Below are 13,214 nucleotides of genomic sequence, written 5' to 3' on the forward strand. Positions count from 1 at the left end.
GATGGACTGACGCAGCTCCTCGATTTCCCGCAGACGGGCGGCGTTCTCCTCGGCAGACTGGGCGCGGCTTTCTTGGATGGACTGACGCAGCTCCTCGATTTCCCGCAGACGGGCGGCGTTCTCCTCGGCAGACTGGGCGCGGCTTTCTTGGATGGACTGACGCAGCTCCTGGATGGATTGGCAGAGCTCCCGGATTTCTCGGCTGTTGGCAGCAGTCTGTTCAGCCGTCCAAGCCAGCAGTTGTTCCACCCGGTCTAAGCGGTCTTGGCTCTGACTATTCACTCCGATGCCTCGCCTTGTGAGTCTCTTGACAAACTGCAACCGATCATAAACGAAGTAGAGCTCTGCCAAACAGGATAGGGGGAATGGTCATTCCCAGAGCCGCCGGATTGGAGAGCGATGCAGCAACTGGTGGGCTTCGGCCAGCAACTCCGGGATAGGCAGATGTTCTGGGCAGCGGGGTAAGCAGTCACCGCATTCGGTACAGCGGTCGGCAAGTGACCCCGGAAACCAATGCCCAGCTTGGCCGAACATGTTGTAGCGGTACTGGGCAAACTCCGTCATCTCGTGGGCAATGGCCAAGTTGCGCAAACGCAGCACTTCGGGAATGTGGATCCCTTCTGGGCAGGGCAGGCAGGCGTAGCACTGGGTGCAGCGGCTGGATCCCAAGCGTTCCTGCTCGGCTTGGCGCAACCGCTCCTGAATCTGAGGGCCATCCACCCACCAACGGTCGGGATCCTGTAAAGCCGACAAGGCCACCTGTAGCTCCTCAGGATGAGTGATGCCCAGGCTGAGGGTGTGAACACGGGGATCCGCCAGCAAAAAACGATAGGCAAACTCCAAGGGGCTGAAAGGTGCACAGCACTCCTGCAGGTGTTGGGGCGGGCGATAGAGCATTCCCCCTTTATCGGCAGGAGAAATGATGAACACGCCCATATCTTGCTGGGCAGCCGCTTCTAGGGCCGGTGCATTGCGCTGTTGGAAAAAGTGATGGTGCAAATTAACAAAGTCAAAGCATCCTGTCTGGATGGCCTGCAAAATTAACTCCAGGGATCCATGGGTGGAAAACCCAATGTGGCGCACCCAGCCTTCCTGCTGGAGCTGCTGGAGAATCGGCAGCCCTTTCTGCAGCACCCACTCCAGGTGTTCCGGCAGGTTGATGCCATGAAAGGCAAATTGATCCAAGTAATCCACCCGCAGACGGCGCAGGGATCCCTGAAGCCGCTCTCGCAACCCATCTGTGGGAGTGAGTTTGCTGGTCAGAATCAACCGATGGCGTGAAAAGGGCAGGGTTTGCAAAATCTCGCCCAAGAGCACCTCGGCATGGCCATAAGCCTGAGCCGTTTCGATGTGGTTGATCCCTGCGGCTAGGGCTGCCTCAACGGTTGCCTGAGCTTGATCCCTGGGCACATTGACCAAGCGCATGCTGCCCAGAGAAAAAACCGAGACCAGCTGTTGGGTGCGCCCAAAGCGACGGTAAAGCATTCCGGTTGAGGTGATGCCAGCAACTCCCATCAAATCACCCCCCAGAGGCGGGAGACAGCTTCAGATGGCCGGGCACAGGCATGGTTTCCCTCAGGAGGGGTTTTTGCCCAGCAGTTCTGCCGCCAGCAGGATCGCCTGCTTGAGGCTCTCGCATCGGGCCACCCCTTGGCCGGCAATGTCGAAGGCGGTGCCATGATCGGGAGAGGTGCGAACAAAAGGCAACCCAGTTGTCAGGTTGACTGCCCGGTCAAAAGCCAGCATCTTCACCGGGATCAAACCTTGATCATGATAGAGAGCCAAGTAGGCATCTGCCACGGCTGGAGATCCCTGGCCATGCCAGGCTTGCGCGGGAGCCAGCCACATGGTGTCGGGGGGAAGCGGCCCCCAAATTTGGGCGTGGGCATAGGTGCGCAGCAGCTCGGTCAGCCATTCTTTTTCCTCCGATCCCAGTTGCCCCTGTTCGCCGGCATGGGGATTCAGGCCGGCTACTGCAATCACAGGATCCGGGATCCCAAAGGTGTGGCGCAGGGATCCCACCAGCAAATCCAGCGCTGTCCGCACCCGCTCTGGGGTCAGCACGGTGGGCACCTGGCCGAGGGGAATATGGGTGGTGGCCAGCAAAACCCGCATCTGCCAACCGCTGTGGGGGGAACGGGCAACAAACATCATCCCGTAGTGCTCAGACCGACTCAGCTGGGCCAAAACTTCTGTTTGACCAGGGAACCGATGGCCGGCTCGATGCCAGAGATACTTGGCGATGGGCGCTGTCACGATCCCCTGAAACTCCCCCTGCAACGTCCGTTCGACCGCCGTTCTCAGGTAAGCAAAACTAACCGCACCACTGTCGGCATCCCCTTGACCAATACAGCCAGGCTGTAACCGAAAGCCTGTGTCGCATTCCAGCATCGGGATCCCTGCCGGATGGGCCAATGGAGCCGGCGACCGATCTCTCAGCAGGCGATAGGTGGCTTCTAGAACCTGCCGATCCCCTACAACCGTGATGTGGGCGCAAGACTGCACCTCAGGATCCGCCAGCGCCTTGAGCACAATTTCCGGCCCAATTCCCGCGGGATCCCCCAAGGTCAGGGCCAGTTTGGGCCGTGGAATGCTCATGGTGTCTTTTCTTGAGAAGACGGACGATCCCCATGTTCCAGGGGAAAGAGAGTGCTGAGGAAAGCTGTGGGGAAGGTCGCCATCCCTTTGAGCAAGAATTCTGAGCTCAGCCTATCAAGTCAGCTGCAAGGGGATCCATGCCGGCAAAATGGTTTAATGAGGGTTTAGCGATATTGAACCTCTATGGCCGAGACATTCCTTTACAACGCCTTGCGTGCTGCCCTCGACGAAGAAATGGCCCGGGATCCCAACGTATTTGTTTTGGGAGAAGATGTCGGCCATTACGGCGGCTCCTACAAAGTCACCAAAGACCTGTATCGCAAGTACGGGGAGATGCGCCTGCTGGATACCCCCATTTGCGAGAACAGCTTCACCGGCCTGGCCATCGGGGCAGCCATGACCGGCTTGCGCCCGGTGGTGGAAGGGATGAACATGGGCTTTCTGCTGCTGGCCTTCAACCAAATTGCCAACAATGCCGGTATGCTGCGCTACACTTCCGGGGGCAATTTCAAGATCCCGATGGTCATCCGCGGGCCGGGCGGGGTGGGTCGTCAGTTGGGAGCAGAACACTCGCAGCGGCTAGAGGCCTACTTCCAAGCGGTGCCCGGGCTTAAGATCGTGGCCTGTTCAACTCCCTATAATGCCAAGGGCTTGCTCAAGTCCGCCATCCGCGACGACAACCCCGTTCTCTTTTTCGAGCATGTGCTCCTGTACAACTTGAAAGAAGATCTGCCAGAAGAGGAATACCTTTTGCCTCTGGACAAAGCCGAAATCGTCCGATCCGGCTCCGATGTTACCCTGCTCACCTACTCCCGCATGCGCTACCACGTGCTCAAGGCCGTGGACACTTTGGTGCAGCAGGAGATCGACCCTGAGGTGATCGATTTAATCTCGCTGAAACCTTTAGATATGGGAACCATTGCCGCTTCGGTGCGCAAAACCCATCGGGTGATCATTGTTGAGGAAGACATGAAATCGGGTGGCATTGGGGCGGAACTGACAGCTCGCATCATGGAAGAACTGTTCGATGAGCTGGATGCGCCGGTGATACGTTTGGCTTCGCAGGACATTCCCACCCCCTACAACGGCACGCTGGAGGCGGCCACCATCGTGCAACCTGCAGATATTGTGGCGGCGGTGGAGCGGCTCCTCTACGCGGATTAGAACCCCCAAAAATCCCTACAAAACAGCGCCGAAATCTATCTCCCAGCAACTTGCAAAATCCTCAGGGCAACCTTGCTAAGATTTCCATGGCAGGGATCCGCGAATATGCAAGGCGTACTGCTGATCCTCTACATGTTGGTTGTCAGTGGCCTGATTGCCGTTGTTGGGGATCGGGTGGGCTACCGCATTGGCAAAAAGCGCCTTACCTGGTTTAACCTGCGCCCCCGCCATACCGCCATTCTGGTGGCCGTGGTGACCGGCGTGAGCATCTCCGCCCTGACTTTGGGCACACTGCTGCTCCTCAACCGCTCTCTGTCGGAGGCCCTGTTCAGCTACACCAACCAAATTGCCCAGGCGGAGCAAGAGCTGCGGGCCCTCAACCGCCAAAAAGCCCTCTTGGAAGCGGAAAATGCCGCTCTCAGGGTTGAGCGAGACCACCTCAAGATGGATCTCGACCAATTTCGCAGCCAGCAGTCGGCAGCCCAAACCCGCCTGAGCGAAGTGCGCGATCAGCTGGCAGTGGCGCTGCAGGAGCGGCAGGAGGCGGAGGCCAAGCTGGCGGCAGCCAACGAGCAACTGGCCAAGGTGCAGCCCAGTTTGGATCGAGCCCATGCCGAGTTGGAGGCAGTGAAGGCAGAGGTGGAGTCGGCCCGCCAGGTGATCGCCACCCTGGAGTCGCAAAAACAAGCCCTGCAACTGGATCGGGATCAGCTGGAGCGCTCCCTGGATGTGGTGCAGGCGGCCTTAACCCAACTGGAGAACCAGAAAAACCAGCTTGAGCAGGAGATCGAGCAGCTCAACCAATTGGCGGTGCGGCTGCGGCGGGGGGAACTGGCCATCTTGGCGGGGGAAGTTTTGGCAACAGGAGTTGTGGAGGCTCCAAGAGGGGCAAAACCAGAGGCGATCCGGCGGCAGTTTGAGCACCTTTTGGCCCAGGCGGAACAGCGGGCCCTTGCCCTTGGATCCCAGCCCATGCCCCCTCTGGAAAACGCGATCTTGATCCGCCGCGAGGATGCCGATCAAGCCTTGGAGAAGTTGCAAGAGCCCGGTAGCTGGGCGGTGCGCATTCTCTCTGTTACCAACCGGCTCAAGGGGGAGCCTGTGCCTGTGCTCGTGCAGATTTACCCCAACCAGCGGATTTTCGCCAAGGGATCCGTGCTGGCCCACGGGGTGATTCAACCGGGTTTGAGCGAAAATCAGATCCAACAGCAACTGCTGGGGCTGCTGAACCAGGCCAATCAGCGCTCGCAAGAGGAGGGGCTTCTCTCCGATCCCATCACCGGCACTGTGGGGGAGTTCTCCCAGGTCAAGTTTCTGGAGGTTGTGCAGCATCTCCGCCAGAGCACCACCCCTCTGGATGTGAAGCTAGTTGCCGACACCGACATCTACACGGCAGGACCGTTGCGGGTGAGTTTTCTGATGGCGGAAGCTTCTGGTCAACCCGGCTCTTCTGGGGCTCAGCAGGCGGGGCGTCCTGAGGGATGACGGATTCACTCCATTCGGCAAGGCTGAAGAGCGAACGAGTGCTGATCGGTTTCGACCCAGGGCGCGACAAATGCGGCATTGCTGTGGTGCAGGTGTTTACGCAAACGGAGCTGAAGGTTTTACACCGGGAGGTGGTCCCTTCCGCGGCAGCGCTGTCTAGACTACAAACGCTCCGGCAACAGTTTCAGGCGGAGCAAGTGATCCTGGGCAATCAGACGACGGCCCAAGCCTGGAAGTCTCAACTGGAATCCATTCTCCCCCCGCAGCAGATTGTCCTGGTGGATGAGCGGCACAGCTCCCAAGAGGCCCGTCAGCGCTACTGGGATTTTCACCCACCGCAGGGATGGGAGCGGCTGTTGCCCAAGGGGATGCGGGTGCCCGCCAAGGCTTACGATGATCTGGTGGCTCTCATTCTGGTGGAGCGGTACTGTCGTGGGCGAGATACGGCTGAGCCGACGTGAGCTTCTACAGGGGATCCTGCTGGGGCTAATGGCGGCAGGATGTGGGGGGCCGGATGCACACCTGCCTCTTGTCGTGGCGCTCAAGCAAGGGATCCCCGCCAGTTTGCTCAACGAGTTTCGCCGCCGCACCCAGGCCCGCTTTCGGCTGCAACTGTTGGATGAGCGGGATCAGTTGTTGGCCTATCTGCAGCAAAGCGTCCAGCCGGCTGATGCAGCCTGGTGGGATCCGGGGGGATGGTTCCGGCGGCGGCTGCCGGTGGCGGCTTTGAGTTTGTTGGGGGCCGACGCTTTGGATCGGGCCATAGCTGCCGGTTGGCTGGCTCCTCTGCCGGCAAGCCTGTTGGGAGAACGATGGCAGAATCTGGATCCCCGTTGGCAAGCTGCGGCACTCCGGGAGGGGCAGATTTGGGGTGTGCCCTGGCGCTGGGGGGTAACGGCCATTGCCTACCGCCGGGATCGGGTGAGGGAGCCCATTCGGGACTGGGCGGATCTGTGGCGGCCTGAGCTGGCCGGCAAACTGACTCTGCCGGATCATCCGCGGGAGGTGATTGGGCTAACCCTAAAGAAAATGGGCCGCTCCTACAACGATCCCCTCAACCCTGAGGATGTGGAATTACGGCAAGAGCTGGGATCCCTGCATCGCCAGGTTTTAACTTACACCTCTTCTGACTACCTGCCCATCTTGCGCTTGGCCGATAGCTGGGTGGCCGTGGGCTGGTCGCAGGATCTCTACGCCACCCAAGCCAACTACCCTGAGCTGGCAGTGGTGATCCCGGCCTCGGGATCCGCCATCTGGTGGGATGTCTGGGTGCGACCCCACGTCGAAGACCATGCCCACGAAGACAATGCCCACACAGAATCAACCCAGACAGATTCCGGATCCCTGTTGGCTGACTGGCTTGATTTTGTCTTGAATCCTGAATTTGCCCCCCGCTTGGTCAATCTGAGCGGGATCCCTTCGGTTTTGCCGCTGGATTTGGCTCAACTTGCCCCACGCCTGCAACGCAGAGCCGACTTGCAAATCTCCACTTGGCAACGCTCGGAGATCTGGCGCCCCCTGAGCTCAGCCGAAGCCGAGTCCTATCTCAACCTCTGGGATCAAATGCGGCGGGGCCTTTTGTAGAAACACAGCGAGCGCGAGCCCTCCACTCTGCAACACTTCGTCAAGGTCCGCAATGCTTCTGAGGAGCTGTGGTAGGATGCCTGCTGTCTGATGAGCCAGTCGCATTTGCATCGAGGAGAGCACCTTGAGTCTGAGAGTTGCTGTTGTGGGGGGCGGCCCAGCCGGAGCCTCTGCTGCCGAAGTTCTGGCCCAAGCTGGAATCGAGACCTTTTTGTTTGAGCGGAAGCTCGACAACGCCAAGCCCTGCGGGGGCGCCATTCCCCTCTGTATGGTCTCCGAGTTCGACCTCCCCGAGGGGATCATCGACCGCAAAGTGCGCAAGATGAAGATGATCTCCCCTTCCAACTATGAGGTGGATATCGCCCTCGAAAAAGAAAACGAGTACATCGGCATGTGTCGCCGCGAGATCTTGGATGCCTTCTTGCGCAATCGTGCCCACCAAAAAGGGGCGGAGCTGATCAACGGCAAGGTAATGCATCTGGAAATCCCCCAGAATGGCCGGGATCCCTACATCCTGCACTACAACGATTTCTCTGACGGATCGAGGCAAGGGGTGCCGCGTTCTTTGGCTGTGGATGTGGTGATCGGGGCGGATGGGTTCCACTCCAAGGTGGCAGAAGCCATTGGTGCTGGCGACTACAACTATGCGCTGGCCTTTCAGGAGCGCATCCGGCTCCCGGACGACAAAATGGCCTACTACGCAGAGCGGGCAGAAATGTATGTGGGGGACGATGTTTCTCCAGACTTTTATGCCTGGGTGTTTCCCAAGTCCAACCATGTAGCCGTGGGCACCGGCACCATGAGGGCAAACCAAGCCCACATCCAAAAGTTGCAAGCTGGGATCCGCGCCCGTGCTGCCGAGCGGATTCGAGGAGGCCAGGTGATCAAGGTGGAAGCCCATCCGATCCCAGAGCATCCCCGCCCGCGCCGCGTGGTGGGCCGTGCTGCTTTGGTGGGAGATGCGGCGGGATACGTAACCAAATCCAGCGGCGAAGGGATCTATTTTGCCGCCAAGTCAGGCCGCATGTGCGCCGAGACCATCGTCGAGACCTCCAACGGCGGCAAGCGCATTCCCACAGAGGAGGATCTAAAACTGTATCTCAAGCGCTGGGATCGCCAATACGGCCTGACCTACAAGGTCTTGGACATCCTGCAGCGGGTGTTCTACCGTTCCAATGCCACCCGCGAAGCCTTTGTGGAGATGTGCGCCGACCGGGACGTGCAGAGGATGACCTTTGACAGCTACCTCTACAAGACGGTAGTGCCCATGAGCCCTTGGGTGCAGTTCAAGATCACGGTCAAAACCCTGGGCAGCCTGATTCGCGGCAACGCTTTAGCCCCCTGAGACAACCCTACTGCCACTGGAAGGTCACCGTGACGCGATCCCAATTGGCCTCGGTTTTCAGCACACTGGCGGAGGCCCTTTGTCCGGGGGGCACGTCGCTGGGCTCAAATGCTGCCACTCGCGTATCGACAACTTCTTCTCCCCGATAGAAGGTGAAACGAGCACGGGCGTTGAGAACCGTGCGGGTGCTGCGGTTGATCGCTTCCACGCTTAGGCGGCTACCGGCCCCCACTCGTTCTTCCCGAATGGATCCCACGATTACAAAATCTCCTGGGCTAGCGGCAGACTCGGCTGGGGTGGCGGTCGGAACTGGGGTGCCAGGCTGTGGGGCCGTCTCGCTTTGCTTGGGATCCGACTGCCTCAGCAGCTCCAAAACACGGGCCAACTCCTGCTGAAAGAAAACAAAGGCTTCCCGCGATTGGTTGGCCACCTGGGCCAAGATCAGTCGATCCGACTCCTCTACCGGAATTTCCAGGAGGGGAGCTGGCCCTTTTAGGGTGACTCGGATGCTGGCGACTTCTTGGTTGATGAACTTATCCAGGTAGGGAAAGATGTTGAGAATGCAATCTTGGAAGGATCCCATCGGCATGATGCGATTGTTGGTCAGCACTAAGTCGGCCCGCTCACAGCTAGTCCGATCCTCCATATCAATTTCCAAGGGCACCCGAAAGGAGCCGAGGCTGGTGTTGGTGATGGTAACCCCAATGCCGTACACCTCCTGCCGCCAGCCGTGAATGATCTCCAGGCTGGGGCTGGTGACTTCCTCGGTGAAATACTCTCCGGCCCAGGTCGGGGATCCCCACAGAGGCAGGGCCAATAGCAGCACAGGGAAATGGCAGGTCAGTCTCCCCTTCACCTCAACCTTCCTTGACTCAACTCGCCGACTTCGGGGCAGAGCAGCGGTGTTTCCTGCTCTCCCGAGATGGCAATAGCCTAACCTAGGGCCGGCGAAACCAGCGGGGGCAGTCTTTAGCCACAGAGCGATCTTTTCAACTGCAACACCGACAGCTTGGAACCTCATCCGCTCTGCCCAAAGCGATAATCCGGTGCCTATCTTCATCAAGCTGGGGGTTGCCTTGGCGGTGGATCCCAAGGGCCATTTTGTCGGGGCAGCGCCACGGGCTCTGCTGTTTTCCGCTGGGATCCCGTCTGCGATAGGATCAGAAAGTTCAGCTTACTAGCGCAGGAGCCCCGCCCTCTGTCCGTAGGACGAGGGTCGGGAGGAATGCGGAAGTTATGATAGAACCATGACCCAAGTCCTGACCGTCCCCTGCAAGCTCAAGGTGTCCCCGTCGCAAGCCGCCAAATTGGACGCGACAATGGATGCCTTTGTGCAGGCGTTGAACTGGGTCAACCAAAACACACCAGAGAAGGTAGTTAACGCCGTTAAACTTCAATCTCTGTGCTACCGCCAAATCCGGGCCCGGTTCGGCTTGTCCAGTAACTTGGCAAGGACTACGTCCCGCTTACGCGACCAGCAGGTCTGCAGACGGCTGGCCGGTGCCCGTAAAGTTGCCCGACAGAAAAACCGTCCGGTCAAAGCGTTCAAGAGAGGCTTTGCGACCTACGATGCCCGTATCTTTTCGTTTCGCGAGAAAGACTGGACGGTGTCGCTGACCACCGTTGGGGGTCGAGAGCGCTTTGAGCTGGCGATTGGCTGTTACCAGAGAGAACAGTTGGCAGGCTCCAATCCCAAATCTGCCACTCTGGTCAAGCGCAAAGACGGTTTCTACTCCATTCAAATCTGTGTGGAAACGGAGCCATCCCCACCGCAACGCACGGATAGAGTGCTGGGCGTGGATTTGGGAAGGACGGATATTGCTCATACATCGGAAGGAGATAACTGGAATGGACAGCAGTTGAACAAAGTCCGAGACCATCACTCGCGGTTGAGGGCGGTACTTCAACGCAAAGCCAGTAAGGGCACCCGCAGTTCGCGGCGCAGATGCAGAGAACTGTTGCAACGGCTGTCTGGCAAGGAAAGACGCTTTCAGTCGCGTCAGCGTTGCGTAGCAAAAACGTGGGTCAATCATCGCATCTCCAAAGCTATTGTCTCTAGGGCAAAGGCGACAAATAGCGCTCTTGCTCTGGAAGACTTGACAGGGATAAGGACTCCGTCCCGCTGGCGCGATCGGGAAAGGGTCAATCAACAGCCACGCAGCAAGACAGAGCGTAGGCGGGCAAATAGTTGGGCGTTTTATCAACTCCGTCAATTTTTGGAGTACAAGGCTCTGCGTGCGGGGGTTGCTCTGATTCTTGTTCCGCCTGCCTACACGTCGCAGACCTGCCACCGGTGTTTGCACATTCATCCCGACCCTGCGCAATCCTATCGCAGTGGGAAGCAGTTTAAGTGTGGACACTGTGGATGGGAAGGGGATGCGGATTTGAATGGTGCGAATGTGATTGCGCTTTTGGGGGCTGTCGTAAACTAGCCTAGAGGTTCGGGCTTGTTTTGTTCTCTGGTAGAGCATAACAGGCTCAGGGCTACTGAAAGCCCGCGCTACACTGCTAAGGCGGTGTAGGGTCGGGTAGTTTACAAAGTGCCAAAATCCTAAGAGCCTCAGATCGAGTGCGACCGTGTTCCTCACCTTCTCAGCAGTATGGCTAGATCCTCAGCGTCGTGGCTCAGTCGGCTCTCCTTTTTGCGAGGGCTGATCTTCATCTTGGCCGTGGTGGTTGCCCTCGTTTACTTGGGCTTCAGCCGGGAGGTTCGCCTTGGCCTTGACCTCAAGGGAGGAACCCAGCTCACGCTACAAGCTGTGCCCACCGAGGAGGTGCCTGAAATCACCCCCGAAGTGATGCAGGGGGTAGAGGCCGTCATCCAGCAGCGGATCAACGGGCTGGGGGTGGCTGAGCCTCTGGTGCAGATCAGCGGCCAAGACCGCCTGTTCGTGCAGTTGCCGGGGGTGGCGGATCCGGATCGGGCCATTGCTCTCCTTGGAGATACAGCCCAACTGGAGTTTCGCAAGGGCTTGGTTCCCGTCGGCGCGCTGCCCCGCAACGAGCGGGGAGAGATAACAGCGGGGGAGGATCCGGATACTCTGTTTGAGCGGGTCGGCCTCACCGGGGATCTGCTGCGCAATGCCTATCCCCAAGCCCCTCGCCGCGGATCCCAGAGTTGGGAGGTGCTGCTGGAGTTCAAGCCGGAGGGGGCAGAAAAATTTACTCAGCTCACCCGAGATCTGGCCGGAACAGAACGTCCATTGGGCATTTTTCTGGACGACGTGTTGATCAGTGCCCCGATCGTGGGGCCGGAGTTTGCCCGCACCGGCATCACCGGCGGGACGGCGGTGATCACGGGCAATTTTACGGTGGAAACCGCCACTGACTTGGCGGTCAAGCTCAGGGCAGGAGCGCTGCCGGTTCCCATTCAGGTGATTGAAAATCGCACTGTCGGGGCCACTTTGGGGGAAGTGAGCGTGCGCCGCAGCCTCTATGCCGGGATCGGGGGCCTGGTGCTGGTTTTCGTCTTTATGGTGGCCTACTATCGCCTGCCAGGGCTGATTGCGGACATTGCTCTGCTTATCTACGCCCTCTGTACCTTTGCTCTCTTCCAACTGCTGGGGGTAACCATGACTCTGCCGGGGATCGCCGGCTTTATCCTCAGCATCGGCATGGCGGTGGATGCCAATGTGCTGATCTTCGAGCGCATCAAAGAAGAGTTGCGGGCCGGCAAATCCATCTACAAGTCCATTTCGGAAGGGTTTAACCGCGCCTTCAGCAGCATCCTGGACAGCAATGTGACTACCCTTTTGGTCTGTGGCGTGCTTTTCTGGCTGGGGATGGGACTGGTGAAAGGGTTTGCGGTAACCCTGGGCATTGGCATTCTGGTGAGCTTCTTTACGGCCATCACCTGCACCCGTAGCCTGCTCTTGGCGGCAATGGGGATCCCCAGCTTGCGCAAACCTGAGTTTTACGGCGTTCGGATGGAGGCGGCCCAATCATGACGGCTCAAGAGCTATCCCCCGTAGATCCCGCTTCCTCTCGCTTGCTGGACTACCGCTTTGACATTGTTGGGCGGAGCAGGCTGTGGTTTGGCTTCTCCTTGGCGGTGTTGCTGGTGGGGCTGGTCAGCATGGCCTTTTCCCTGGCTTCTCTGGGAACTCCCCTGCGGCTGGGGTTGGATTTTTCCGGCGGCACCTTGCTGGATCTGAGCTTTGAGCGGCCTGTCACCACCGAGGAGCTGCGACGGGCGCTGCAGGAACACAACCTGGGCACCAGCATCATCCAGCTGGACACCCAAACGGGCCAGGAAGCCCTGATCCGCATGCCCCCCTTGACTGAGCAAGAGCGGCTGGCCGTGGAAGCCACCCTGCGGCAGGAGGTTGCCCCCTTCCAGCGCAATCTGGTCGAGACGGTTGGCCCGACAGTGGGGCGTTTGCTCTTGCGTTCCGGCATCGTGGCGGTGCTCATCTCTTTCGGGCTCATCGTGCTGTACCTGGCCCTGCGCTTTCAGTGGGATTACGCAGTGTTTGCCATTGTGGCCTTGCTGCACGATGTGGTGTTGACGATAGGGCTATTTGCCCTTTTGGGCCTGACGGTGGGTATGGAGGCGGACAGCCTGTTTGTGGTGGCGCTGCTGACCATCATCGGCTTTTCCGTCAACGACACCGTGGTCATCTACGACCGCATCCGCGAGAATCTGCGTCTGGTGAGCCGCAAGGTCAGCCTGGCCGAGGTGGTAAACCTATCTCTGAACCAGACCTTTGCCCGCTCCCTGAACACCACCCTGACGACGATGCTGCCCTTGGTCGCCATCGCCATTTTCGGGGGGGCTACCTTGAAGGGGTTTGCCATTGCCCTGCTCATTGGCTTTACTTTGGGGGTGTATTCCAGCATTTTTATCGCCAGCCCCCTGTTGGTGTGGTGGCGGCAGCAGCGCTATGGCAAAAGTAGCGAAGATGCCCGCGCAGGCAGGGATCCCGATTCACTTCCCTCTGAGGGCTAGGTCGTGTTGATCTTATGTTAGGATAGAGAGAATAATTTATAGAGGAAAGAGGATGAAGTTGGTTTTTTTAGATGAAAACAAATGGCAGAA

Annotated in this window: 10 protein-coding genes and 2 pseudogenes; 8 read left to right on the top strand and 4 right to left on the bottom strand. The window is 58.8% G+C overall.

Annotation, left to right across the window (positions count from 1 at the left end):
• From ACVWZF_RS13760 to pdxA, 3 genes and pseudogenes are all read right to left on the bottom strand, one after another.
• Window positions 1-282, bottom strand: a pseudogene (locus tag ACVWZF_RS13760) (hypothetical protein); the annotation flags it as partial.
• Window positions 283-369: 87 nt separating this feature from the next.
• On the bottom strand, window positions 370-1,485 hold the full coding sequence (locus ACVWZF_RS13765) for an aldo/keto reductase (protein ID WP_011433366.1): 1,116 nt from the start codon (window positions 1,483-1,485) through the stop codon (window positions 370-372).
• Between the two features lie 90 nt (window positions 1,486-1,575).
• Window positions 1,576-2,598: a 4-hydroxythreonine-4-phosphate dehydrogenase PdxA gene (gene pdxA, locus ACVWZF_RS13770; protein WP_011433365.1), complete on the bottom strand. Its 1,023-nt coding sequence runs from the start codon at window positions 2,596-2,598 to the stop codon at window positions 1,576-1,578.
• A 183-nt stretch (window positions 2,599-2,781) separates the two neighbouring features.
• On the opposite strand from pdxA, the gene ACVWZF_RS13775 reads away from it, so the two are divergent.
• The 5 genes from ACVWZF_RS13775 to chlP all read left to right on the top strand — a co-directional run bounded on the left by ACVWZF_RS13775 (window position 2,782) and on the right by chlP (window position 8,176).
• Entirely contained in the window at window positions 2,782-3,762 is a 981-nt protein-coding gene (locus ACVWZF_RS13775) for an alpha-ketoacid dehydrogenase subunit beta (RefSeq protein ID WP_011433364.1), read from the top strand.
• Between the two features lie 105 nt (window positions 3,763-3,867).
• Window positions 3,868-5,247, top strand: coding sequence for a DUF3084 domain-containing protein (locus tag ACVWZF_RS13780; protein WP_011433363.1), 1,380 nt, complete (start codon window positions 3,868-3,870; stop codon window positions 5,245-5,247).
• Window positions 5,244-5,708: a Holliday junction resolvase RuvX gene (gene ruvX / locus ACVWZF_RS13785; protein ID WP_011433362.1), complete on the top strand. Its 465-nt coding sequence runs from the start codon at window positions 5,244-5,246 to the stop codon at window positions 5,706-5,708. The genes ACVWZF_RS13780 and ruvX overlap by 4 nt, the downstream gene beginning before the upstream one ends.
• Entirely contained in the window at window positions 5,680-6,831 is a 1,152-nt protein-coding gene (locus ACVWZF_RS13790) for an extracellular solute-binding protein (RefSeq protein ID WP_011433361.1), read from the top strand. The genes ruvX and ACVWZF_RS13790 overlap by 29 nt, the downstream gene beginning before the upstream one ends.
• A gap of 124 nt (window positions 6,832-6,955) precedes the next feature.
• The gene (gene chlP, locus ACVWZF_RS13795) at window positions 6,956-8,176 is read left to right on the top strand and encodes a geranylgeranyl reductase (protein ID WP_011433360.1); all 1,221 of its coding nucleotides are present in this window, start codon (window positions 6,956-6,958) and stop codon (window positions 8,174-8,176) included.
• Between the two features lie 7 nt (window positions 8,177-8,183).
• Here chlP and ACVWZF_RS13800 read toward each other — a convergent pair whose 3' ends face one another.
• On the bottom strand, window positions 8,184-9,032 hold the full coding sequence (locus tag ACVWZF_RS13800) for a hypothetical protein (RefSeq protein WP_041436575.1): 849 nt from the start codon (window positions 9,030-9,032) through the stop codon (window positions 8,184-8,186).
• 391 nt (window positions 9,033-9,423) lie between these two features.
• Here ACVWZF_RS13800 and ACVWZF_RS13805 point away from each other — a divergent pair.
• The 3 genes and pseudogenes from ACVWZF_RS13805 (at window position 9,424) to secF (ending at window position 13,124) form a co-directional block, all read left to right on the top strand.
• Window positions 9,424-10,698 (top strand): annotated as a pseudogene (locus ACVWZF_RS13805) (RNA-guided endonuclease InsQ/TnpB family protein).
• A gap of 78 nt (window positions 10,699-10,776) precedes the next feature.
• Window positions 10,777-12,123 carry a protein translocase subunit SecD gene (gene secD / locus ACVWZF_RS13810; protein ID WP_457407344.1) on the top strand — a complete coding sequence of 449 codons (1,347 nt, stop codon included), beginning with the start codon at window positions 10,777-10,779 and terminating at the stop codon, window positions 12,121-12,123.
• Window positions 12,120-13,124 carry a protein translocase subunit SecF gene (secF, locus tag ACVWZF_RS13815; protein ID WP_457411691.1) on the top strand — a complete coding sequence of 335 codons (1,005 nt, stop codon included), beginning with the start codon at window positions 12,120-12,122 and terminating at the stop codon, window positions 13,122-13,124. The genes secD and secF overlap by 4 nt, the downstream gene beginning before the upstream one ends.
• Window positions 13,125-13,214: the final 90 nt, after the last annotated feature.

This window comes from Thermostichus sp. OS-CIW-30, assembly GCF_054060215.1.

What these genes read in the sequence shown, in the direction of transcription:
- secF (WP_457411691.1), top strand. Translation starts at nt 12,120, where the DNA reads ATGACGGCTCAAGAGCTATCCCCCGTAGATCCCGCTTCCTCTCGCTTG.
- ruvX (WP_011433362.1), top strand. Translation starts at nt 5,244, where the DNA reads ATGACGGATTCACTCCATTCGGCAAGGCTGAAGAGCGAACGAGTGCTG.
- ACVWZF_RS13775 (WP_011433364.1), top strand. Translation starts at nt 2,782, where the DNA reads ATGGCCGAGACATTCCTTTACAACGCCTTGCGTGCTGCCCTCGACGAA.
- ACVWZF_RS13780 (WP_011433363.1), top strand. Translation starts at nt 3,868, where the DNA reads ATGCAAGGCGTACTGCTGATCCTCTACATGTTGGTTGTCAGTGGCCTG.
- secD (WP_457407344.1), top strand. Translation starts at nt 10,777, where the DNA reads ATGGCTAGATCCTCAGCGTCGTGGCTCAGTCGGCTCTCCTTTTTGCGA.
- ACVWZF_RS13765 (WP_011433366.1), bottom strand. Translation starts at nt 1,485, where the DNA reads ATGCTTTACCGTCGCTTTGGGCGCACCCAACAGCTGGTCTCGGTTTTT.
- pdxA (WP_011433365.1), bottom strand. Translation starts at nt 2,598, where the DNA reads ATGAGCATTCCACGGCCCAAACTGGCCCTGACCTTGGGGGATCCCGCG.